Raw genomic sequence first — 23,328 nt, 5'->3', positions numbered from 1 at the left:
GCCCACCCCCTTCACCTTCTACCGTCAGAAGCGGACACGCACGCCGCCATAGGCCGATCGGCCGTAGGTGCTGTAGCCATAGACGGTCGCATATTCTTCATCCGTAACATTGTCGATGCGGCCGTAAATCTCCAGATGCTCGTTGATCGGCAGCGAAGCGCGCAGGTCCAGCCGCGCATAGCCATCGATCCGCTGGGTGGCGGATGCATTATTATAGCTGTCGCTGGCCATCAGCAGCGTCGCTCCGGCCGACAGTCCGAACTGCCAGCGATAGTCGGCAGCGAGGCTGACAACATTCGTCGGACGGCGCGGGAGGCGAGCGCCCGTGTCGCGGTTCCGCGCATCGACATAGCTATAGGAAGCCGTGACAGTCAGCGCTTCGACAGGCTTCAACGTCAGCATAGCCTCCACGCCCTTTGCGCGCGTGCGGCCGAGATTGAAATATTGCGACGTGCCGAAGTCGAAATCGATCTGGCCGTCGATGGTGCGGCGAAACGCGGTGACCGAGATCGTGGCCTGATCGCCGCCAAGCTGCTGGTCGATGCCGACATCATAGCTTTTCGACCGCTCCGGATCGAGGGCGGCATTGCCATAGGTGGGATCGTAAAGCTGATAGAGCGATGGCGCGCGGAACCCCTCACCATAGCTTGCGCGAATATTGGTGAGGCCATGGTTGGGCGAATAGTTGGCGTTGGCGCCGAAGGTGGTCGCTCCGCCGAACTGGCTGTGATCGTCATGACGCACGCCGCCGGTCAGGGCCAGACCGGCGAAGGGCTTGACCACGGCCAGGGCATGGACGCTGTCGATATTCGCGCCGGCATTGCTGTAGACATTCTGGCCTGCGAAGGAATCGAAGAAGAACGAGTCATATTCCGGCCGTTCATGTTCATATCCCAGCAGCAGCTTGGCCCTGTCGATGGGTTGGAAGACGGCCTGATATTCGAACCGCAACGTCTTTCCGGTAAAGCCGGAAGGCCCAAAGGGCGACTCATAGCTGCGCTCTGCACGGAACCAGGTGACCGCCGCCCGCTGCGTCAATTTGCCGTCGAAAGAGGCAAGGTTCAGCCCTGCATAGCCGATATATTGGTCAAGCTTGCTGCTGTCGGTCGTGTCGGCTGGCGCGCCGAAGAAGATGTCGGTGTCGAGGTCCGCATGGATATAATAGCCGCGCAGGTCGAGGCTGAGATTGTCGGTGAAGGCGAGCTTCAGCTTTGCGTTGGTGGCGATGTTCTCATAGCCGTCCTTCTCCGTGCCGCCTTTGGCTGCGGAAATGCCATCGGTACGGAAATACGCGACGCCCGCGCTGCCAGAGGCGATGCCTGTGCTGCCCGAAATGTCGGCCTTTGCGTTCAGCGTATCGGCATAACCATAATCCACCGAGGCGCTGCCGCCAAAGCGTTCGCCGGGTTCCTCCGACATGATGTTGACGACGCCGCCGATCGCCTGGCTGCCATAGACGACGGAGTTGGAGCCGCGCAGCACTTCGATGCGGCGGATGTTGCCGGTCAGCAGGTTGCCGAAGTCATAGGCATCACCGATGACGCTTGGGTCATTGATCTTGACGCCGTCGAGCAGCACCAGCGTCTGCGTCGTTTCCGCGCCTCGGATCGAAATGCCGGTGACGCCGCCCACGGCGTCAGCGCGGTTGAAGCGGACGCCCGGCGTGGTGATCAGCAAATCGACGACGCTGACATTCTGGCGCGTTTCGATCGTCTTTTCATCGATCACGGTCACCGCCTGCCCGACTTCATCGGTGGGTTGCTCAATGCCGAGCGCGGTGACGATGATCTCGCCCGAATCTTCGGCGAGAGCGGGGGTGGCGGCCAGCAGCGCCAGCAGTGAAATTCCGGTCCTGATCATATTTCTGTCTTCCCTGAGCGCCATGCGACATGAGCCCAGGGCCTGCCGCATGAGCGGCCGGTGCGCGGGAAGAAGAGACGCCAGCCCCGTCACGCGCACCGATGCGGCCCTGCGCCGCTTCGTCGCTCAGACGGAAAACACCGTGCCCGGACCTATCCCTGGACCCAAGGCAAGAGCGACCATGCGCCGGTAGGTTTCCTGGCTCGCGGGTCGTCGCGGTGATGCACGCCTTCCCGGACTTTTGGTCCAGTGGCCGGTCCCCCTCGCCTTCCCCTTTGAAGGCATGCGGGTTTCCCTGTGCATCGCGCTCGCCGCTTACAGTTGCAGGGACAGCCGCGGAGTTGGACGGTGATCCCGTCCGCACCGCATTCCCTTTCCGGCGCGATCTTTCGTGAACAGTTGCCCGCTCACGCCGCGCGCCATAGGGGAAGTTGAGGGTTCTGCCAAGGAGTGGATAATGCGATTGCTGGGTGCGGTGCTGGCTGGGGGACGATCCACCCGGTTCGGAAGCGACAAGGCTCTCGCGCTGATGCCGGACGGGCGCACGCTGATCGACCATGCTGTGGCGGCGATCGCGCCGCATGTGGAGGCAGTGGTGGTCTGCGGGCGGAGCGTCGAGGGGCTGACGGGGCTAGCGGATCGGCCAGCGGCGGACATGGGGCCGCTGGGCGGGCTGAACGCGGCGCTGCATTATGCGCGCAGTCAAGGTTACGATGCGGTGCTGACGACGGGGTGCGACATGCCCGTTTATCCGGCGGCTCTGGTGGAGGCGCTTGTGGGTGACAGTGGGGCGGTGCTGAAGGGGCAGCAACTGGCGGGGTTCTGGCCTGCCGGGCTTGCGGATGAAATGGATGCTCATCTGGGTGAGGAGAATAACCGCTCGATCTTCGGGTGGATCGAGCGGGTGGGCGCGCGGGTGGTGGAGCGGCCGGAACTGCTGCTGCCGAATATCAATCGGCCGGAGGATCTGGCGCGCTGGCGCGAGCCAAGCTGAGCTTGCCGAAGCCCCCTCCCTTCCTTCCAACTAAGTTCGGGGGCGTTCGGCAAGCTCAGGGCAAAAGTTGCGCAGAGCCGGTCTTCAAAGCTGAAGAGCGACGCTGGCTGCAACCCCTACAGGCATGGACGTGCCCGCCACCGCTTCGCCGATCAGCAGCAGGGTCGGGTCTTCGTCGCTGATCGTGGCGACCAGGAAGGCAAGCGCGGACAGCTTGCCGCGGATCAGGCGTTCGGTGGGGAGCGAGACGTTGACCGCCACCATCACCGGCGTTTCGGGATCGCGGCCTGCGGCGATCAGCTGGCGGCTGATCTCTCCGGCGGCGGCGCGGCCCATATAGATGCCAAGCGTGCCGCCGGGACGGGCGAGCGCCTCCCAGTCGAGCTTGAGCGGTTCACTGGCTTTGAGATGCGCGGTCACCAGCGTCAGGCCGCGCGCCTTGCCGCGCAGGGTGAGCGAGGCGCTGCCGCTTGCGGCAGCAGCGCTTGCCGTGGTGATGCCGGGGCAGATATGGAAGCGGATGCCGTCGGCGGCGAGATGCTCCATCTCTTCGGATGAGCGGCCGAATACCGAGGGATCGCCCCCCTTGAGGCGCACGACGCGCTTGCCTGCTTTGGCGGCGGCGAGGAGCAGGTCGTTGATGCTTTCCTGCGCCTTTGAATGGCGGCCGGAACGCTTGCCGACGCTGATCCGCTCGACGCCCTGCGGGATGAGGTCAAGTACGCCGGGGCCGACGAGGGCGTCGTAGAAGACGATCTCCGCGGCGGCGATCAGCTTTTCGGCCTTGCGGGTGAGGAGGTCCGGGTCGCCGGGGCCTGCGCCGACCAGCCAGACTTCACCGGGAGCGATCAATTCATTCGGCTGCATGAAGGGCCTCCTGCGGAATTTGGGCGAGGATGTTGGCGAGCGCGGGACGGCAGGACCCGCAATTGGTGCCCGCGCCGATCGCCTTGCCGATGGCGGGAACGTCGACCAGGCTCTGGTCGCGGATGGCGGCGACGATCTGGTTGAGGCCGATGTCGAAGCAGACGCAGATGGTCGGCCCTTTGTCAGGCTGGTTGCCGGGACCGCGCGCGGCGAGGACGGATGCGCCCACCTCTTCCGCCTCAAGCTGGCCGATGAGCCAGTCGCGCGAGGGGAGCAGGCCGGTGCGGGTGACGAAGAGGACGGCTGCCAGCTTGCCTTCGCGGATGATGGCGATGCGGCGGGTGCCGCGCGTCATGTCGACCGCTTCGACGCGGTCGCCTTTGGGCAGGCAGGCTTCAAGACGCACGGGGTCGCCATTGCCTGCGACTTCGTAGAGCGCGCCATCCGGAACGGTGACCTTCGTGGCCCAGAGGCAGGGGATTTTGGCAGGCTGCTCGCCGCGCAGGATGAGGAAGCCCTTCCACTCCGTCGCGACCTTTTCGATGCTGGCGGGCGTCGATTTGAAGCCGGGCTGGCCCGAATGAGGATCGACCAATGGCCGGGGCAGCAGGCCGGTACGGCCGCCGGTGGAGATTTGGTCGGTCCAGTGGATCGGCGTGAAGATTTCACCCACACGCTGGCCTTCGCTGAAAGCCACGCGGAAGATGCTGTTGCCCTGTGCGGTCTGGACGCGGGCGAGGTCGCCGTCGCAAATGCCCAGTTCCTGCGCGTCCTGCGGGTGGATTTCGACCAGCGGCTCCTCGCGATGGCGGGCGAGCTTGGCTGAGAGACCGGTGCGCGTCATCGTGTGCCACTGGTCGCGGTAACGGCCGGTGTTGAGCGTCATGGGCCACTGCTTGAGCGGCTCCTGAAGGTCCATCTGCTTGGTGAGGACCAGCCGCGCCTTGCCATCGGGGGTGGAGAAGCGGCCATCGGCAAAGGGCTTGTCGCCACCCCAGCGGAAGGGCTCCATCGCTTCATAGGCGTCGTTGCCGATGGTGGCCTGGGCACGGAGGTTGAGCAGGCGCTGGCCGTCATTCTGATAGGCGGTCAGGCGGGCATGTTCGCGCCAGATGTCGGCGGGCCGGTCATAGGCGAAGGCGTTTCGAAAGCCCATGCGGCGGGCAACTTCCTTGACGATCCACCAGTCGGGTTTGGCGTCGCCGGGGAGCGCCAGGAAGGGGCGCTGGCGGCTGATTGTGCGGTCGCTATTGGTGACGGTGCCGTCCTTCTCGCCCCATCCGGCGGCGGGCAGGCGGACGTCGGCATGGACGCTGGTGTCGGTGTCGGCGATGATGTCCGACACGACGAGGAAAGGGACAGATTCCAACGCTTCACGGACGCGGTTCGCGTCGGGGAGGGAGACGGCGGGGTTGGTGGCCATCACCCAAAGCGCCTTGACCCGGCCTTCGTTGATGGCGCGGAACAGGTCGACGGCTTTCAGGCCCGGCTTGGTCGCCATGTTCGGGGCGGCCCAGAAACGTCCCACCCGCTCAACATTTTCCGGCGCGAAGTCCATGTGGGCGGCGAGGGTCGAGGCAAGGCCGCCGACTTCACGGCCGCCCATCGCATTGGGCTGGCCGGTGATCGAGAAGGGCGCTGCGCCCGGCTTGCCGATGCGGCGGGTGGCGAGGTGGACGTTGATGATCGCGTTGACCTGATCGGTGCCGCGGATCGACTGATTGATTCCCTGGCTGAACAGGGTGACGGTGCGCGGCGTGGAGGCGAACAGCTTGTAGAACTGCTCCAGCAGCGCGGGCGCGATGTCGCAGGTCTTGGCGGTGGTCCAGAGGTCGTGGCCGACGCGGATATGCTCCCAGAAGCCTTCGGGGGCGTTCACATGCTCGGCCATGAAGGCAGGATCGGTGATGCCCTCGGCGTCACACCAAGCCAGCAGGCCGTTCATCAGGGCAACGTCGGTGCCGGGCTTCACGGGAAGATGCAGGTCCGCGCCTTCGCAGGTTTCGGTGCGGCGCGGGTCGATGACGACCAGCTTGGTGCCGCGCGCCGCGCGGGCGGCCTGAATGCGCTGATAGACGATCGGGTGGCACCAGGCGGTGTTGGAGCCGACCAGCACGATGAGGTCCGCTTCGTCGAGATCGCCATAGGTGGCAGGCACGATGTCCTCACCAAAGGCGCGATTGTGCCCGGCGACCGCGCTCGACATGCAGAGGCGGCTATTGGTGTCGATGTTGGATGTGCCGATGAAGCCCTTCATCAGCTTGTTGGCGACATAATAATCTTCGGTCAGCAGTTGGCCGGAGACGTAGAAGGCGACGCTGTCGGGGCCGTAGCGATCGACGGTTTCCTTGAACCGCTTGGCAACGAGGTCCAGCGACTTGTCCCAGCTGGCGCGCTTGTTGCCGATCATCGGGTGCAGCAGGCGGCCGGTCAGACCGACGGTTTCTCCCAGATGCGTGCCCTTGGAGCAGAGGCGCCCGCCATTGGCCGGATGCGCTTCATCGCCCTTGATCGTAACCGACCGGGGTCCGGTCGGCGTGGCCGAAATGCCGCAACCGACGCCACAATAGGCGCAGGTGGTGCGGATGGCCTGGTTCATGCTCTTACCTCTTCGTCCCGAGGAATAGGAATTGGGTGGAAGCGCTTGCCGCAAGGGATGGCCAACAAGACGCCCCCACCCGGGTCCCCGCCGTTTTGGCTAGGGACCGGAAGCTTGATGCCCGTCAGGCTGCTGCCTTCATCGCCGTCGGGCGAGCGATCAGGATGCGACCGCCCTCCTCTTTCACGGCGATCGTCGGCGTGCAGCCTTCGTCATTGCCCTGCGCCTCGCCCGTTTTCAGGGCGATGTTCCAGTTGTGCAGCGGGCAGGCGACGCTGTGGCCGTGGACGATGCCTTGGCTCAGCGGCCCCTTCTTGTGCGGGCATTCGTTGACCAACGCGAAAACCTTGTCGTCGCTGGTGCGGAAGACGGCGATTTCCTTTTCGCCTGCAATCTGCCCCCCTCCCAGCAAAACAGTGCGAGCGCCGCGCTGGGGAATGTCGGCCAGCGTTCCGATGTCGATCCAATCGGTCATGTCGTTCACTCCGCAGCGATGGCGATGGGTTCGAGATGCTGGTGCAATTCGCTCTCCGCACCAGCTGCGCGCTGCGCCCAGGGGTCTTCCTGACTGAAGCTTTGCGAATAGAGGAAGCGGCTGCGCAGAGCTTCGCGGCCTGCGTCGTCTTCCACGATCCGCTGCTTCACATAGTCTACGCCGACACGCTCGATCCATGGCGCGGTACGCTCCAGATAGCGCGCTTCCTCGCGGTAGAGCTGGGTGAAGGCGGCGCAGTAATCGAGCGCCTCCTGCTCGGTCGCGACCTTGCAGAGGAAGTCGGTGGCGCGGACATGGATGCCACCATTGCCGCCGACATGCAGCTCATAGCCTGAGTCAACGCAGACTACGCCAAAGTCCTTGATCGTCGCCTCCGCGCAGTTGCGGGGGCAGCCGGATACGGCGATCTTGAACTTGTGGGGCATCCACGATCCCCAGGTCATCCGCTCGGTCTTGACGCCAAGGCCGGTGGAATCCTGCGTCCCGAAGCGGCACCATTCGGAACCCACGCAGGTCTTCACCGTGCGCAGCGACTTGCCATAAGCATGACCCGACACCATGCCCGCGGCATTGAGGTCGGCCCAGACGGCGGGCAAATCTTCCTTCTTGATGCCGAAGATATCGAGCCGCTGGCCACCGGTGACCTTCACCATCGGCGCGTCATATTTCTCGACCACATCGGCGATCGCGCGCAGTTCACGCGGGTTGGTCAGGCCACCCCACATGCGCGGGACGACGGAATAGGTGCCGTCCTTCTGGATGTTCGCGTGCATGCGCTCATTGACGAAGCGGCTCTGCTGGTCATCGACATATTCGCCGGGCAGCGCGCAAAGCAGATAGTAGTTGAGCGCCGGGCGGCAGGAAGAACAACCGTCGGGGGTCGACCAGTGCAGCTTCTGCATCACCTCGGGGATGGAGCGCATATTCTGCGCGACGATCTCACGGCGGACATCGTCATGCCCAAAGCTGGTGCATTTGCACATCGTCTTCGGACCTGACTGGACGTCGTCGCCCAGCACCACCGCCAGCAGGTTTTCGACCAAGCCCGTGCAGCTGCCGCAGCTCGCCGACGCCTTGCAGGTGCCGCGCACCGCGTCGAGGCTGCATGCACCCTTTTCGATGCAGGCGACGACCTGGCCCTTGCTGACGCCGTTGCAGCCGCAGATCTCGGCATCGTCCGAGAGCGCCGCAACGGCCGCCTTAGGGTCCAGCGCGCCTCCTCCAGAGGCGAAGGCCTGACCGAAGATCAGCAGGTCACGGATTTCGCCGACATCTTCCTCGCGCTTGAGCAGGTCGAAATACCAGCCGCCATCGACCGTATCGCCGTAGAGCACCGCGCCGATGATCTTGTCGTCCTTGACGATGACGCGCTTATACACGCCGCGCGAGGCGTCGCGCAGGACGATGTCTTCGCAGCCTTCGCCGCCGGAGAAATCACCGGCGGAGAAGACGTCCAGACCCGCAACCTTGAGCTTGGTCGAGGTGACCGAACCCTTGTAGCCCGTATGCTGATCAGTGAGGCCGTCCGCGAGGCTGCGGCACATGTCCCACAGCGGCGCGACGAGGCCGTAGACATTGCCGTCATGCTCGACGCATTCGCCGACCGCGAGGACATCGGGGTCGCTGGTGACCATATGGTCGTCGACCTTGATGCCGCGATTGACTTCAAGGCCAGCTTCACGGGCGAGAGCGGTCGCAGGACGGATGCCTACCGCCATGACAACAAGGCTAGCGGGGATTTCCGTGCCGTCCTTCAGGCGGACGCCCTCGACCTTGCCGTCGCCGTAAATCGATTCCGTATTGGCGCCGGTCAGGATGGTCTGGCCCCGACCTTCCAGCGCGGACTTGAGCAGCCAACCCGCCGCTTCGTCGAGCTGCCGCTCCATCAGCGTGTCCATGAGGTGGATCACGGTCACCTTCATACCGCGCAGGGTCAGGCCGTGCGCGGCTTCCAAGCCGAGCAGACCGCCGCCGATCACCACCGCAGAGCCGCCCTTTCCGGCGGCTTCCAGCATGGTGTCGACATCCTTCATGTCGCGGAAGCTGATGACGCCCGGCAGGTCCTTGCCCGGAACCGGGATGATGAACGGATCGGAGCCGGTGGCGATCAGCAGCTTGTCATAGCCAACAGTGCGACCCGACTGGCTCGTGACGGTCTTCGCGGCGCGATCGATCGCCGTCACCGGATCACCGGCGATCAGTTCGATCTTGTTCTCATCATACCATTCGCGGCTGTTGATGACGATGTCATCGAAGCTCTTTTCCCCGGCCAGAACCGGCGAGAGCATGATGCGGTTATAGTTCACATAAGGCTCGGCCCCGAAGATCGTGACGCGATAGCGCCCCGCATCACGGGCCAGCAGTTCCTCAACCGCACGGCAACCGGCCATGCCGTTGCCCACAACAACCAGATGTTCGCGAACATCGTCGGAGGGCACGAAGATATCCTCTTCGTTGGCCGTCTCCGGTCCGGCGTTGTTCTGAAAATCCATCCCTTGACTCCAGACAATAAAAAAATCCGCCATCCGGACCCCTGGGCTTTGAACCCAGGAGTCTGGATGGCGGCTTTGCCATCATTAACGCTTTGACGATCCAACCCTGGATCACCGCAGCTATGTCAGTAGAGGACAACCTTGTCCTTCGCAGTGCAGCATAAATGAAACGCGGCTGGGGTCAAGCGATTCGGCGGAAAAGTTAGAGATTGCGCTCAGCTTCCACCTTTTCACCGTTTCCCCTGAGCTTGTCGAAGGGCTTCACTTCTTAGGAAGAAAAGGGTTTCGACAAGCTCAGCCCCAACGGAGGTAGAGCGGTTCTCATTGCCCAAAAACAAGGGCGGCGGCTCCTCTTTCGAGTGCCGCCGCCTCTCCTCTCCGGTAAGCGTTGATCAGATACGCGCGCCGGTGCTCCAGGTCGCGCGCCACTTGGCACGCACCAGCGAGATACCGAGGAACGCGACCACGGCGAGGCCCGCGAAGATCAGGAAGCCGGGGGCAAAGCTGCCCGTGAACTGCTTGGCGATACCCAGCGAGGATGCGAGGTAAAAGCCGCCAATGCCGCCCGCCATGCCGACCAGCCCGGTCATCACGCCGATTTCTTCCTGAAAACGCTGCGGCACCAGCTGGAACACCGAGCCGTTGCCCACGCCCAGCGCCAGCATCGCAGCGACGAAGAAGCCCAGGGCAGAGACCAGCGTCGGCGCATAGGATACGCCCGCCAGCGCCAATGCGGCGACGATATAGACCATCATCAGCGCCTTCACGCCACCGATCTTGTCAGCCAGCGCGCCGCCCATGGGACGAACCAGCGAACCAGCGAACACGCAGCCCGCGGTGCAGTAGCCCGCAGTGATCGGGGTAAGGCCGAACTGGTCGGTGAAGTAGATCGGCAGCGACGCGGCCAGACCGACGAACCCGCCGAAGGTCACCGAATAAAAGCCCATCAGCCACCAGGCGTCGGCGCTCTTCAGCGGGCGGAAATAATCCACCAGCTTCTTGGGCGCGGGCGCGTTGGGGGCGTTCTTCGCCATGATCAGGTAAAGGAAAAACACGATGGTCAGCGGGATGCAGGCGAGGCCCAGCACCGCGTTCCAGCCGAACAGCTTGGCAAGGATCGGCGCGAACAAGGACGCCAGAACCGTGCCCGAATTGCCCATGCCGGCAAGGCCCATCGCCTTGCCCTGATGCTCAGGCGGATACCAGCGGCTTGCCAGGGGGAGCGCGATGGCGAAGGAAGCGCCTGCAAACCCCAGGATGACGCCCAGCGCCAGCGTCCCGCCGAAGCTATTCACGCCCATGAACCAGGCGGTGAAGAGGCCAAGGATCACGATGACCTGGCTGATCGCGCCCGCCTGTTTGCAGCCAATGCGGTCGACCAACAGGCCGTTGACCACGCGAAGCAGCGCGCCCGCCAGTGTCGGCACCGCGACCATGAGGCCCTTTTCCGCAGGGGTCAGGCCCAGCGTCTTGGAAATGGAGGGCGCAAGCGGCCCGAGCAGCACCCACACCATGAAGGCGAGGTCGAAATAGAGGAAAGCGGCAATCAGGGTCGGCGTGTGGCCAGCTTTCCAGAAGCTGGTTGGCCCGGCTGTCCCCTCGCCGCCTTTCTCGCGATCCCAATAAGCAGTTGCCATGACGAGGTCCTTCAATCCAAGTGAAATGGACACAAAAAAAGCCGCTCTCCGGACGCCCGTTTGTGACGGGACCCGGCCAGCGGCTTTGCTGCAAATATTGTTTAAGGAGAGCGCGACCCCATCCTTGGGCGTGCTCATCCATGAACGCGCTTCGTCGCGCGACCTTTGCCTTATCTAATGATTCGTTTCATGTTGCAAGGCACAATTTTTTCAAGCGCCACGCGCGTTAGAAGCTCTTCAGAAAATCCTCGATATGTTCGGGGTCGAATGTGCGGCCGTCGAAGAAGCGGTCGGGGCCGAGCGTCAATTCTCCCCGCTTGGAGCCCACCGCCAAGGGGGATGCGACGGCGCCCTCCACCTTCATGCTGGCGCCGGGAATCGGCACATTGCTTTCGGCCAGCGCGCGGCGGAAGATGTCGGGGCGGAATACCGATCCGGCCTTGGCCGCGTTTTCAGGCGTATGATCCACCATCTTCCAGCGGGCGAGTTGCGAATAGAGCCATAGCGCCTGGCTACGCCACGGAAAGGGCGTCGCTTCGCGGGAGAAGAGCATGAAGTCGGGCATGTCGAGCGGCGGCATATCCGGCCGTGCGGTAATGCGGCCCGACAGTGCGCGCAGGATGAGGTCGGCGGGCTGATCGACGAAATGCGGTTGCGACAGGAGGTGGGCGAGCGCTTCATGATTCGCCGGGTCGTCGCACCAGGCGGCGGAACGGACCAGCGCGCGGATCAGTGCGTCCACGGTTTGCGGATTTTCCTCCAGCCATGGCGTCCGGAAGGCCAGCACCTTTTCCACGCCGCGCCGCCATATCCGTTCGCCAATCGCCACCGCTTCGGCAAGGCCCGCTTCGACAGCCGCGCTGCCCCAGGGTTCGCCAGCGATGAAACCGTCAATTTCGCCCCCGCGCAGGGCCTCAACCGTCAGCGAAGGCGGCACGACTCGCAACAGCACGTCGCGATCCGGATCGACGCCCGCGCTCGCCAGCCAGTAGCGCAGCATGATGGCATGGCTGGAAAAGCGGTGGACGACGCCGATCACCGGCTTGCGTTTCCATAGGCCGATAGCGGCGGCGAAGTCGTGGGCGGTGCCAAGCGGATCGTCGAGCCGTGCGGCGACATCAGGGTCGAGCGCCTGCGCGAACTCGCGCGCCATCACCAGCATGTTGCCGTTGACGTTGAGCTTATAGGGCGCCGACAGCGGCGCGGGCTGCTGGCTCAAACCCAGCGTCACCGCGATGGCAAGCGGCGCCAGCATGTGCGCGGCCTGCACCTGACCGAAGATCAGCCGGTCGCGCAACGTCGCCCAGCTAACCGTGCGGACGAGATCGAGGGCGATCCCCTCCTCCTCCGCGAAACCCTTTTCCCGCGCCACCGCCAGCACGGCGGAATCGGTCAGCGGCAAATAGGCGATGCGCAAGGATATCGTCATAGGCCCCCTCCCAACAAGTCGCTCGCGGTGATCAGTGCCTGGGCGACATCCACGATCTTTTTCCCCTGATTCATCGCACTCGACCGCAACAGCGCATAGGCGTCCGGCTCGTTGATGCCGCGCTGGCTCATCAGGATGGATTTGGCGCGGTCGATGATCTTGCGGTCGGAAAGCTGCGTCCGCGCCTCGTCCAGTTCGGTCTGGAGTCGGGCGAAGGCGTTGAAGCGACGGACGGCCAGCTCCAGCACCGGCTTCACCCGTTCCTTGCGTAGGCCATCGACCACATAAGCGGACACACCCGCGTCGATCGCCGCGCCGATCATGGACTCGTCGGACTGATCGACGAACATGGCGATCGGTCGGGCGAGCGCACGGCTGACGGAGAGCATTTCTTCCAGCGTGTCGCGGCTGGGGCTGCCCAGGTCCATCAGCACGACGTCGGGCGCCATGCGTTCGAGCCGCGCGACGAAGCCGCCGCGCGGGGGGACGATGTGGATATCGTCATAGCCCGCCTCACGCAGTCCTTCCTCGAGAACCGTCGCGCGCAGGCCGCTGTCATCGATGATGACGATTCGCATTGGACCCAGCCCTTTTGCTCTTTCAGTGACCGCGATGCTGCGCCGCGTCAATTGGGGGAGCGCGCTACGGTTGCCAGGGTGAGCGGCCTGCTGTATCGGTGCAGGCCAGTTTCCGGAGGATCGACATAATGGACATGCAACTGATCGCACAGCCCCAACGCTTTGCTTTCAGGAAGTTTTTTGTCCATGCCTGCGATTACTCTCTCTCATATCAGCTGGTCCGCGCCTGACGGGACATCCGTCCTTAGAGACCTTGATTTTCGTTTCACTTCCGAGCGGATCGGACTTGTCGGACGCAATGGCGTCGGCAAATCGACGCTGCTTGCGCTCATTTCCGGGAGGCTGAAGCCCAGCGGCGGCAGTGTTCAGCTGGACGGGACGGTGGCCGAACTGCGGCAGACGGTGCAGGTCGAGCCGGGCGAGACGTTCACGGATTTGTTCGGTGTTCGGGAGGCTATGGCGCTGCTCTCCAAGGCCGAGCGGGGCGATGCGGACATGGTCGAACTGGAAGCATGCGACTGGACGCTGCCTTCGCGGATCGAGGAAGCATTGGCGGAAGTTGGGCTGAGCGTAGAACCCGATACACCGCTCGCCCAATTGTCGGGCGGTCAGCGGACGCGGGCGGCGCTGGCCGGAGCGATCTTTGCCCGGCCCGACTTCCTGCTGCTGGACGAGCCGACCAATAATCTGGACGTGGAGGGGCGCGCGGCGCTGATCGCTTTGCTGGGGCGCTGGCGGGCGGGTGCGATCGTGGTCAGCCATGACCGGGCGCTGCTGGAGGAGATGGAGGCGATTGCCGAGCTGACGACGCTGGGCATCAGCCGTCATGGCGGGAATTTCTCCTCATGGCAGGAGCGCAAGGCGGTCGAACTGGCGGCGGCCGAACAGGACCTGGCCCATGCCGAACGGCATCGGAAGGACATCGCCAAGCGGACGCAGGTCGCGGCCGAGCGCAAGCAGAGGCGTGACGCCGCCGGAGCGCGCAAGGGGGCCAAGGGCGACATGCCGCGCATATTGATCGGATTGAGGAAGGATCGGGCCGAGGGATCGGGCGGCGAAGCGGCGCGGCTGGCGGAGCGTCTGCGGCGGGAAGCAACGCTGGCGGCAGAGACGGCACGGCAGCGGATCGAGGTGGTCGAGAGCCTGACCGTTGCCCTGCCCTCCACCGCCGTTCAGTCTGGCCAGAGGATCGTGACGCTGGACCATGTTACGGCAGGTCATGATGCCAGCGCGCCGGTGCTGCGGGAGCTGTCCCTGAGCGTCAACGGGCCGGAACGGATCGCGATCACCGGGCCGAATGGCGCGGGCAAATCAACCCTGCTGCATGTGATTGCGGGCAGCCTGCCTCCCTTGGCGGGGAAGGTCGAGCGGCCGGCGGCCTGCGCGCTGCTGGACCAGAGGGTGGAACTGCTCGATCCACGCGCCAGCATCGCAGATAATTTCGCCCGATTGCACCCGCAAGCGACGCATAATGAAGTGCGGGCGGCGCTGGCGCGCTTTCGCTTTCGGGCGGATCTGGCTTTGCAACAGGCGGGCAGCCTTAGCGGCGGGCAGTTGTTGCGCGCCGGGCTGGCTTGCGTGCTGGGAGGTGCCACCTTGCCGCCGCTGCTGATGCTGGACGAGCCGACCAATCATCTCGACCTCGACAGCATTGCGGCGATCGAACAGGGCCTGCGCGGTTATGACGGCGCGCTGATCGTGGTGAGCCATGACGCGGCTTTCCTGCGCGCTATCGGCATCGACCGGGAGATAGGCTTGCTCTAATGCGCCGCCGACATGTCCACCCGGCCGGTGGGCTTGGGCGCGAACCAGACCAGCGCGCCCGCAAGGAACAGGACCAGCGCCGCCACGAAGAAGACATGGTTCATCGACAATATGGTCGCTTGCTGATCGACCAGATTGGCGATCATCTGCGGCGTCTGCTCAGCCGACAGCCCGGAACCGGCAAGCTGCGATCCGACGCCCGGATCAAGTGCCGACACCATTTCATTGCGCGCGGTTCGTTGGCCATTGCCCCAGCCGGTCAGCACGATGGAGGTGGATATCGCGACCGCCAGCGTGCGCAGGAAGCTTTGCATGCCCGCCGCCGACGCGGTCTCTTCCGGCCGCACCGATCCCAGCGTCAGGGTGGTCAGCGGGATCATGAAGAAGGGCATGGCAAAGCCCTGCACGACCTGCGGCATGGCCAAAGTCCAGAAGTCGGCCGTGCTGGTCCAGCCCGAACGCCACATGGTGACCATACCCATCCAGATCACCGAACCCGATATCAGCAGGCGCACATCGATCTTGCCGACCGCGCGGCCCGCAAAGGGTGCGGCCAAGATCGCGGTCATGGCCGTGAAGGCGGTGACGAACCCGGCCGAATAGGCGGGATAGCCCATGGACATCTGAAGCCATTGCGGGATGATCACGATCCCGGCGAAATAGGCGCCGAAGCATAGCGACAAGGTCAGCACGCCCGATGTGAAGCCGATATGGCGGAACACCCGCAGATCGACGATCGGATGCTCCTCCGTCAGTTCCCAGATGATGAAGACGAGGAAGCCGATCCCGGCCATCACGGCCAGCGCGACAATCATCGGATCGCCAAACCAGTCATGGTCGCGGCCGGTGTCCAGCATGATCTGGAGGCAGCCGATCCAGAATATGAGCAGGGCGAGGCCGATATAATCGATGGGGAGCTTATGCCGTTCGGTTTCGGCCGGACGCAGCAGCACCATGGCGGCGAACACGCACACCACCGCGATCGGCAGGTTGATGAAGAAGATCCAGTGCCAGCTCCAATTGTCGCTGATATAGCCACCGATGATCGGCCCCACCGCTGGGCCAGCGAGCGTGGTCATGGCCCACAATCCCATCACCTTGGCCCGCTGTTCGGCGGGAAAGATGCGCATCAACAGGGTTTGCGACATCGGCATCAGCGGGCCGCCGCACAGCCCCTGTCCGATACGGCAGGCGACGATCATGCCGAGCGTCGTCGAAAGGCCGCAGAGAAGCGAGAAGAGCCCGAAGCCGATCATGCCCCAGATGAACAGGCGCACCGTGCCGAACCGCTGGGCGAGCCAGCCGGTAAGCGGCACACAGATCGCCTCCGCCACAGCATAGGACGTGATGATCCAGGTGCCCTGGTCAGGCGAAATGCCAAGGTTCCCAGCGATGTGCGGCACCGAGACGTTCGCGATCGTCAGGTCCAGCACGACCATGAAATTGCTGAGCGCCAGCACGAACCCGGCCAGCATCCGCCGCCGGGGGTCCATGAAAAATCTTTCCGCCGCCTCCGTCACCGCGTGGCTCCTCAGGCGCCCGAAAGGTCGATCTCGACCTCGGTCGAGAGGCCCACGCGGAGCGGGTGCGCAGCAAGTTCCTTGGGATCCAGCGCGATGCGCACGGGCAGGCGCTGAACCACCTTGATCCAGTTGCCGGTCGCATTTTGCGCGGGGATCAGCGCCAGCGACGATCCGGTGCCGCCCGAAAAGCCGATGACCTTGCCATGATAAACGACGTCGCCGCCGTAGATGTCGGCAATGACCGTGGCGGGCATGCCGACGCGCACGCGGCGCAGCTGCCGTTCCTTGAAATTGGCATCGACATAGACTTGGCTGAGCGGGACGATGCTCATGATCGGGCTGCCCTGCGCGACGCGCTGGCCGACCTGCACCTGACGGCGCGTCACCACGCCATCGATCGGCGCGCGGATGATCGTGCGGCCAAGGTCGAGCCGGGCATTTTCCAACTTTGCCTTGGCTGCGAGGACGGCGGGGTCCGTTTCGACCGTCGAACCACTGACAAGGGCATCATTGGCGGCGAGCTGACCTTCGGCCGCGCCCTGAGTTGCGCGTGCCGTCGCCACGCCTGCGCGCGCCTGTTCAAGGCCCGCGCGGGCGGCGGCAAATGCCTTGCGCGCGCTGGTGACTTCTTCGCCCGAGACAGCACCTTCGGGCGCCAGTGCCTCGCGCCGCTGAAGGTCGATGCGCGCCTTGTCATAATCGGCCTGCGCCGCGGCGAGCTGCGCGCCGGCCTGCGTGATGTCGGCACCGCGCGCCTGAACCTGGGCGGCGAGCGATGAACTGGTCGCGGCCGTCTGGCGGAAGCGGCGGCGCGCCTCGGCAAGGTCGGCCTCCGCCTGCGCAACGGCGATGCGGGCGTTGGTGGGATCGAGCCGCACCAATATGTCGCCGCGCTTCACCGCCTGCGTGTCAGTCACCCGCACTTCGACGGCCTGCGCGGAGATGAGCGGCGTCACCTGCGCGATCTCGGCATTCACATAGGCATTGTCCGTGCCGACATGATTGCGGCCGATCAGCAGATACCAGAGAGCATAGATCGCGCCGATGACGAACACGGCGATGGCAAGGCGAACCAGCCACTTCTTGCGCTGCTCCATCCGCGCGCTCTTGTCGGCGCTGCCGGTATCGGCGGTGAATTCAGGGGCTGCATCAGCCATTGGGCAGGTCCTTGGACGATGTGCCGCTGGCAGCGAAGCCGCCGCCCAGCGCGCGAATGAGGGCAATGTCAGTGGAAAAGGTCAGCGCTTCAAGCTCCGCGACGGATTGGCGGGCGGAAAGCAGCTGGTCCTCGACATTCAGAACGTCGAGGAAGGTGAACAGGCCGCCTCTGTAGCGCTTCTGCGCTATGGCATAGGCTTCCTCGGACGCGGCCAGCGCGGCGCGGGCCTCGGTCAGCCGCTGACCCAATATCCGGCGGCCGGTGACGGCGTCGGCCACGTCGCGATAGGCGCCGAGGACGGTCTTGTCATAATTGGCGACGGCTTCATCGAAGGTCGCCCGCGCGCCACGATAGCGGCCACGCAGTTCCCCACCATGAAAGATCGGCAGGCTGATCGCTGGCCCGACATTGCCGAACAGCGAATCCTTGCTGAACAAGGTGTCGAGGAAAGAGCGCGGACCCGACGTCGAGGGATCAAGGAAGGACGTATTGTAGCCGAGTGACTGCACCCCGACGAGGGCGCTGAGGCTAATGGCCGGGAAGAAGTCGGCGCGGGCGACCTTGATGCGCTTGGCGGCCGCTTCCGTGCGGGCAAGCGCGGCGGCGACATCGGGACGGCGTGCCACCAGGTTGGTGGTGACATCGGCGGGCAGGCCCAAATCCGTGACCTTGCCCAGATGCGGCTGCGTGATGGCAAGGCCGCGATCAGGGCCTGCGCCGATCAGCGCCGCGATCTGATGCCGCCGGACGGCGATGGATTGGTCAATGCCCGCCAGCACGGCGCGGGCGGCGGACACTGTCGCATCGGCTTGCCGCACGCTACCCCGCGTTTCCAGTCCGTTGCGCTGCCGCTCCGTCACCAGTTTCTGGCTGGCGGATCGGATGTCCAGCGCGCGTTGCTGGATAGCTCGTTGGTCGAACAGGCGGGCCAAGTCGGCATAAGCATCGGCGATGCCCGTCGTCAGCATCAGACGCGCCTGCTGCGCATCGATGCTGGCAGCCTCCGCCTCCGATGTGGCGGCAGCCAGCGCCGCCCGGTTCCGGCCCCACAGATCAAGGTCGAAATTCAGGTCGAGCGCGGCTTTTCCCGTACCCAACCAGCCTTTGGGCACAAAGTCCTTGGGGAAGCCCATATTATAGCTTTGCTTCGTCGCGGCGGCCGATCCGGTAAGATCAACGGACGGGAGCAGCGGGGCTCCGGCCTGCTGCGCGGCGGCGGATGCTTGGCGGAAACGCGCGGAAGCGGCAGCGATGTCGGGGGAGGCGGCAAGTCCCTCCTCCATCAACGCATCAAGTTGCGAGTCGCCATAGCTTTTCCACCATCCATCGGCTGGCCATAGCGCGTCGCCCTGCCCCAGCGTTTCCGACGCCGCGATGCTGGAGGCTGTCCGGGGCGCGGGCGCCTTGCCGAGATCTGGCACGGCCGCGCAGGCGGAAAGCGCCAATATCGCGACCGGCAGAAACCCGGCATGCGCGGAATTAATGAGACGATTTAGGGACATAAGAAACTGTACCATGTGGTATGAAAACCGCCTTTGCGCCTGCTGCACGGCCTTGTCAACAAGATAATCGTACTATATGGTACGCCTTTATGAGCGCCTCTACAGACCTTGCCTCCCTATCCCGCCGCGAAGCGAACAGGCGCGATCGCCGTGATGCGATCGTCGCGGTCGCCCGCCGGTCATTCCTGGAAAATGGCTATGCCGCGACCACCATGTCCTCCATCGCCGCCGAACTGGGTGGGTCGAAGGGCACCTTGTGGAGCTATTTCCCCGGCAAGGAGGAATTGTTTGCCGCCGTCCTACGCGACGCGACGGAAACCTATCATGCCAGCCTCGCCCAGCTTCTGGACACGGGTGGTCCACTTGATCAAACGCTCCTGCGCTTCAGTCATGATCTGCTGCGCAAGGTGACGTCACCAGACGCGATCGCCCTGCATCGGCTGGTGGCGGCGGAGTCGAGCCGCTTTCCCAAAATGGGCGAGATTTTCCTGGAACTCGCGCCCTTATATACGCGCAACCTGCTCGCCCGCTTTTTGGAGGCGGCGATGGAGCAGGGCCAATTGCGCCGCGCCGATGCCCAGCTTGCGGCGCGGACGCTGATTGTGCTCACCTTGTCGGGCAGTCATCAGCAGATGATCTGGGGCAATGGTCAGCCGCCCACGCCCGAGCAAGTGGAGGCCGATGTGGCTTTTGCGGTCGATTGCTTCCTGCGCGCCTATGCGCCCGAAGCGGAAGCACCTTCACACGAAAGATCGCATTAACCATTTCTTTGCGCACTTATCCTAGATCAAGGCGTGTGAGGAGACGCATGCCATGCAGTTTTTCAAATCCGCTGCGAGGACGCTTAACAAGGACGGCGACAACGCGAAGAGCGCTCGCCCGCTTCGTCGCCGCAGGCTTTTGCTGATCGAGGAAGACGACACGGCCCGCGCCGTGATCGCGCGTCGCCTTTCCCATCTCCATTATGACGTGGTGCTGGCCGAAAACGGCTTCGTGGCGCTGAACCGCCTTCTCTCCCGCTCTGTGGACATCATCCTGATCGACATGGGACTGGCGATCCTGCCGGGCATAGCCACATTGAAGAAAATCCGTGCCGCTGGCCTTGCCGGTCAGGCGAGTTTCGTGATGATCGCGGGCAAGCAGGATAACGCCAGCGTCGTGGAGGCTTTGGAAGCAGGTGCGGACGATTATGTCACCAAGCCTTTCGACTTCGATGTGCTGGACGCGCGGCTCCGCCATTTGTGCCAGCGCGCCGATGAGGTGAACGCCCTCACCCGGCACAATGCCGAACTCGACGCCCGCATTGCGCGACGCGCGGTGGAACTGGGCGAGACGCGCGACGCGCTTAAGGAAATGCAGGTCGACAGGGCGCGGCTGGTCTCATCGATCCAGGCGTTGAATGATGAAATCGCCCGGCTGAACGCTGCCCGCCCCTGAAACGATCAGGGTTTCAGCGCTTCAACCAGCGAGTCGCGGTGAACCAGCCGCCAATCCCGATCGCCATCGCGACGCAGACCCCTACCACGCCCCAAAAGGCCCAGGCTTCATGGGCAAAGGGAATGCCGTTGACGTTCATGCCGAGCAGCCCGGTCAGAAAGGTGAGCGGCAGGAAAACCAGCGCCACTACCGATATGATCAGCGCCTGCCGGTTCATCTGTTCCGCGCGCAGGTCCGTCAGCTCTTCATGCGCCAGCGCCGATCGTTCGCGCACCGCTTCCAACTCCTCCGCCATGCGGGCGCAGCGATCCGCCGCTTCCTGCAAATGCAGCCGATCATCGGGATGAAGCCAGGGCGCATCCGCCGCTGACAATCTTTCAAGCGCCTGCCGCTGCGGTGAGATGAAGCGGCGATAGCTTATCGCCGACGCCCGGATTTCCGACACCTGCCGCCGCACCTCGGCCGCGCCATTGTCGCTCAGCGCGCTTTCGATCTCGTCCAGATCATCGCCCAGTTGCGCGACTTCCGGATCAAGCGCTTCAGTGATTTCCTGCGCAAAGGCGGCGATAAGGTCGCCCGGATCGCGAATCTCTCCGGCCAGCATCTGCTTCACCACCGCCTCCATCGCCGCGAGTGGGCGGTAGCTGACGGTGATCACCCGCGCATGTTCGGCCCACAGGCGGATCGACACCAACGGATCGCCGCTTGCCTCGGCGTCCGCACCCAGACCGCGCAGGTTGATGAGCGCACCATGCGCCATCACGGTGCAACGCGGCCGGGTTTCCTGCGCCAACAGCGCCGACAGCGCCGCCTGCGGCATATGGTCGCAGCGCGAAACGATGCTTTGGGCATCCTCCCGCCAGCCATCGGCATGAATCCAGCTGAAAGGGGCATGGTCCGCCTGCGCGCAAAAATCATCGAGAGAGATTTCGCGCGCCGCTTCGCTGTTATAGACGAACACCCGGCTCATTGCGGCATCTCCAGCCAGAGCGAGAGCCCCTCCTCCGGTGTATCCGGCGGCATGATGGCGGGGATGCGCACAGCGTCGGCGCGAGCACGGTCAAGGATCGCCGCTGGCACATCGGGCCTATGATAGATGCGATCAGCCTCCCCAAGCAGGCGCGCCGCGCGGAGCGTCAGGTCATCGGGATCGCTCGACAGCAGGCACAGCGCGACAAGACGGGAGGGTTCCGCATCGCCCTGCTCCGCCAGCCAGCGGGGCACCTCGTCAGCGGAATCCTCGCGCAGCGGGTCGATCAGACCGCCAGCCGACAGGCCAGCGTCAATCGCGCGGCGGCGGGCGCTGGCATCGGGCCAGCGTGCGCGAATGGCGTCTCGGGCAGCGTGCAACGCGGTGGCAAGCCTGCCCAGCTTTTCCGGCAATATTGCCTCGATCCGCTGGCGCAGCGCCTTTGCCAGCCCCGCCGACGCGCCGCCCGTGCCGATGGCGATCAGCACGGGATCGCGATCGATGATGGCAGGCAGGGTGAAATCGCAAAGCTCCGGCCGGTCGGTCGCGTTCACCAGCACGCCCCGTGCCTTCAGCCGCGCAACCGTCGCGTCATCGCCATCCGCGACAATCGCGATGGCCGCGTCCTCAGTCTCCCCCACGACGCGCGCGCCCGCCCGTTCCAGAAGCCGCCGCTTGGCGTCCGCAGCCTCGCCGCTGCCCGTCAGGATAACGGCCCTGCCCTTCAACACCAGGAAGACGGGCAGGCTTTGCATCAGCCCTGCACCCAATCAGGAATGCTGTCCGCCTCGATCAGCGCCTCGATCGGCGGACGGGCGCGGACGACGGCCCATTTGTCGCCGGAAACCAGCACTTCGGGCGTCAGCGGGCGGCTGTTGTAGGTGCCCGCCATGGTCGCGCCATAGGCTCCCGCCGTCATGAAGGCGACCAGATCGCCCGCCTGCACCACGTCCATGTCACGGTGCATGGCGAAAGTATCGCCCGTCTCGCAGACCGGCCCCACCACATTGGCGGTCTCCCGCGCGCCCGAAGGATCAACGGCGCGAATATCATGCCAGGCATCATAGAGGCTGGGCCGCATCAGATCGTTCATCGCCGCATCGACGATCACGAACGGTGCCTGCGCACCCTGCTTGACGCGCACCACCCGCGACAGCAGCGCACCTGCATTGCCGACGATGACCCGACCCGGTTCGAACATCAGGCGCACATTCCAGCCCTCCGTGACCCGCGTCACCATCTCGCCATAAACAGCAGGCAGCGGCGGGATCGGGAGCGACGGGTCGTAGGGGACGCCCAGTCCGCCGCCCAGATCGGCGGTGCGGATGGCATGCCCAGCGGCGCGCAGCTTTTCGATCAGTGCGCCGACCTTCGTGAAGGCCGCCTCAAGCGGGGCAAGATCGGTCAGCTGGCTGCCGATATGGACAGCGACGCCCTGTACATCCAATCCCGGCAGGTCGCGGGCAGCGGCATAGCTTTCCAGCGCATGGGTGTAGGGGATGCCGAACTTGTTCTCCGACTTGCCGGTCGAAATCTTGGCGTGCGTTCCCGCGTCCACATCGGGGTTGATCCGATAGGCGACGGGCGCTTGTCTGCCCATGGACACCGCAACTTCCGACAGCATCTCGGCTTCCGGCTCGCTCTCCAGATTGAACTGGAAGATGCCGTGCTCCAGCGCCAGCCGCATCTCTTCGGCTGTCTTGCCGACCCCGGAAAAGACGATGCGATTCGCCGGGATGCCAGCGGCGATCGCCCGCAGCAACTCGCCGCCAGAAACCACGTCAGCGCCCAGCCCCAGCTTCGCCAGCGTCGCCAGCACCGCGCCATTGGGATTGGCCTTCACCGCAAAGGCGATCAGCGGATCGTCCAGCCGCGACAGGGCCTCTCGAAAGACATTGACGTGGCGCGTCAGGGTAGCGGTCGAATAGATATAGACCGGCGTGCCGACCGCCTGCGCGATGTCCGCCATCGGCACCTGCTCCACATGCATGGCGCCGTTCACATAGTCGAAATGGTCCAAG

At 64.4% G+C, this 23,328-nt stretch carries 19 protein-coding genes and 1 riboswitch; of the genes, 4 read left to right on the top strand and 15 right to left on the bottom strand.

Features of this window, described 5'->3' with window-relative positions; genetic code table 11:
* Positions 1 to 24: 24 nt before the first annotated feature.
* Entirely contained in the window at positions 25 to 1,860 is a 1,836-nt protein-coding gene (locus tag ACZ5ZH_RS00505) for a TonB-dependent receptor plug domain-containing protein (RefSeq protein WP_464771827.1), read from the bottom strand.
* A 171-nt stretch (positions 1,861 to 2,031) separates the two neighbouring features.
* Positions 2,032 to 2,256: riboswitch (cobalamin riboswitch) on the bottom strand.
* Positions 2,257 to 2,317: 61 nt separating this feature from the next.
* Here ACZ5ZH_RS00505 and mobA point away from each other — a divergent pair.
* Entirely contained in the window at positions 2,318 to 2,854 is a 537-nt protein-coding gene (mobA, locus tag ACZ5ZH_RS00500) for a molybdenum cofactor guanylyltransferase (protein ID WP_464771826.1), read from the top strand.
* Between the two features lie 84 nt (positions 2,855 to 2,938).
* On the opposite strand, the gene cobA is transcribed toward mobA, so the two are convergent.
* The 8 genes from cobA to ACZ5ZH_RS00460 form a co-directional block, all read right to left on the bottom strand.
* Positions 2,939 to 3,721, bottom strand: a complete 783-nt coding sequence (gene cobA / locus ACZ5ZH_RS00495) for a uroporphyrinogen-III C-methyltransferase (protein ID WP_464771825.1) — start codon at positions 3,719 to 3,721, stop codon at positions 2,939 to 2,941.
* Positions 3,708 to 6,320 (bottom strand): molybdopterin-dependent oxidoreductase, encoded by a 2,613-nt coding sequence (locus tag ACZ5ZH_RS00490; RefSeq protein WP_464771824.1) that lies wholly within the window; start codon positions 6,318 to 6,320, stop codon positions 3,708 to 3,710. Before ACZ5ZH_RS00490 ends, cobA begins: the two co-directional genes overlap by 14 nt.
* A gap of 124 nt (positions 6,321 to 6,444) precedes the next feature.
* Entirely contained in the window at positions 6,445 to 6,795 is a 351-nt protein-coding gene (gene nirD, locus ACZ5ZH_RS00485) for a nitrite reductase small subunit NirD (RefSeq protein ID WP_464771823.1), read from the bottom strand.
* Between the two features lie 5 nt (positions 6,796 to 6,800).
* Positions 6,801 to 9,308: a nitrite reductase large subunit NirB gene (gene nirB / locus ACZ5ZH_RS00480; protein ID WP_464771822.1), complete on the bottom strand. Its 2,508-nt coding sequence runs from the start codon at positions 9,306 to 9,308 to the stop codon at positions 6,801 to 6,803.
* Between the two features lie 392 nt (positions 9,309 to 9,700).
* Positions 9,701 to 10,945 carry a nitrate/nitrite transporter gene (locus tag ACZ5ZH_RS00475; protein ID WP_464771821.1) on the bottom strand — a complete coding sequence of 415 codons (1,245 nt, stop codon included), beginning with the start codon at positions 10,943 to 10,945 and terminating at the stop codon, positions 9,701 to 9,703.
* 226 nt (positions 10,946 to 11,171) lie between these two features.
* Positions 11,172 to 12,374, bottom strand: a complete 1,203-nt coding sequence (locus tag ACZ5ZH_RS00470) for a CmpA/NrtA family ABC transporter substrate-binding protein (protein ID WP_449471104.1) — start codon at positions 12,372 to 12,374, stop codon at positions 11,172 to 11,174.
* Positions 12,371 to 12,952 carry an ANTAR domain-containing response regulator gene (locus ACZ5ZH_RS00465; protein ID WP_449471103.1) on the bottom strand — a complete coding sequence of 194 codons (582 nt, stop codon included), beginning with the start codon at positions 12,950 to 12,952 and terminating at the stop codon, positions 12,371 to 12,373. The genes ACZ5ZH_RS00470 and ACZ5ZH_RS00465 overlap by 4 nt, the downstream gene beginning before the upstream one ends.
* 47 nt (positions 12,953 to 12,999) lie before the next feature.
* Positions 13,000 to 13,140, bottom strand: coding sequence for a hypothetical protein (locus ACZ5ZH_RS00460; RefSeq protein WP_464771820.1), 141 nt, complete (start codon positions 13,138 to 13,140; stop codon positions 13,000 to 13,002).
* On the opposite strand from ACZ5ZH_RS00460, the gene ACZ5ZH_RS00455 reads away from it, so the two are divergent.
* Positions 13,139 to 14,716, top strand: coding sequence for an ABC-F family ATP-binding cassette domain-containing protein (locus ACZ5ZH_RS00455; protein WP_464771819.1), 1,578 nt, complete (start codon positions 13,139 to 13,141; stop codon positions 14,714 to 14,716). The two genes, ACZ5ZH_RS00460 and ACZ5ZH_RS00455, sit on opposite strands and share 2 nt — an antisense overlap.
* Here ACZ5ZH_RS00455 and ACZ5ZH_RS00450 read toward each other — a convergent pair.
* The 3 genes from ACZ5ZH_RS00450 to ACZ5ZH_RS00440 are packed head-to-tail and all read right to left on the bottom strand — an operon-like array spanning position 14,713 to position 18,900.
* Positions 14,713 to 16,209 carry a DHA2 family efflux MFS transporter permease subunit gene (locus ACZ5ZH_RS00450; RefSeq protein WP_464772662.1) on the bottom strand — a complete coding sequence of 499 codons (1,497 nt, stop codon included), beginning with the start codon at positions 16,207 to 16,209 and terminating at the stop codon, positions 14,713 to 14,715. The genes ACZ5ZH_RS00455 and ACZ5ZH_RS00450 overlap by 4 nt on opposite strands.
* A 38-nt stretch (positions 16,210 to 16,247) precedes the next feature.
* Entirely contained in the window at positions 16,248 to 17,396 is a 1,149-nt protein-coding gene (locus tag ACZ5ZH_RS00445; protein ID WP_460987430.1) for an EmrA/EmrK family multidrug efflux transporter periplasmic adaptor subunit, read from the bottom strand.
* The gene (locus ACZ5ZH_RS00440) at positions 17,389 to 18,900 is read right to left on the bottom strand and encodes an efflux transporter outer membrane subunit (RefSeq protein ID WP_464772661.1); all 1,512 of its coding nucleotides are present in this window, start codon (positions 18,898 to 18,900) and stop codon (positions 17,389 to 17,391) included. The genes ACZ5ZH_RS00445 and ACZ5ZH_RS00440 overlap by 8 nt, the downstream gene beginning before the upstream one ends.
* An 89-nt stretch (positions 18,901 to 18,989) precedes the next feature.
* Here ACZ5ZH_RS00440 and ACZ5ZH_RS00435 point away from each other — a divergent pair, with 89 nt between their 5' ends.
* Both ACZ5ZH_RS00435 and ACZ5ZH_RS00430 read left to right on the top strand, forming a co-directional pair.
* A complete protein-coding gene (locus ACZ5ZH_RS00435) occupies positions 18,990 to 19,661 on the top strand; it encodes a TetR/AcrR family transcriptional regulator (protein WP_464771818.1) in 672 nt (223 codons plus the stop codon).
* Between the two features lie 52 nt (positions 19,662 to 19,713).
* The gene (locus ACZ5ZH_RS00430; protein ID WP_464771817.1) at positions 19,714 to 20,337 is read left to right on the top strand and encodes a response regulator transcription factor; all 624 of its coding nucleotides are present in this window, start codon (positions 19,714 to 19,716) and stop codon (positions 20,335 to 20,337) included.
* 13 nt (positions 20,338 to 20,350) lie between these two features.
* Here ACZ5ZH_RS00430 and ACZ5ZH_RS00425 read toward each other — a convergent pair whose 3' ends face one another.
* Genes ACZ5ZH_RS00425 through lysA form a run of 3 tightly spaced genes read right to left on the bottom strand, consistent with a single transcriptional unit; the run spans position 20,351 to position 23,327 of the window.
* Positions 20,351 to 21,307 (bottom strand): zinc transporter ZntB, encoded by a 957-nt coding sequence (locus ACZ5ZH_RS00425; protein ID WP_464771816.1) that lies wholly within the window; start codon positions 21,305 to 21,307, stop codon positions 20,351 to 20,353.
* Positions 21,304 to 22,062 (bottom strand): precorrin-2 dehydrogenase/sirohydrochlorin ferrochelatase family protein, encoded by a 759-nt coding sequence (locus tag ACZ5ZH_RS00420; RefSeq protein ID WP_464771815.1) that lies wholly within the window; start codon positions 22,060 to 22,062, stop codon positions 21,304 to 21,306. Before ACZ5ZH_RS00420 ends, ACZ5ZH_RS00425 begins: the two co-directional genes overlap by 4 nt.
* Positions 22,062 to 23,327 carry a diaminopimelate decarboxylase gene (lysA, locus tag ACZ5ZH_RS00415; RefSeq protein WP_464771814.1) on the bottom strand — a complete coding sequence of 422 codons (1,266 nt, stop codon included), beginning with the start codon at positions 23,325 to 23,327 and terminating at the stop codon, positions 22,062 to 22,064. The genes ACZ5ZH_RS00420 and lysA overlap by 1 nt, the downstream gene beginning before the upstream one ends.
* Position 23,328: the final 1 nt, after the last annotated feature.

This window comes from Sphingobium sp. TomMM7A, assembly GCF_055397305.1.
The sequence above is the reverse complement of the archived record's forward strand: the minus strand, read 5'-3'. Positions and strand labels throughout refer to the sequence as shown.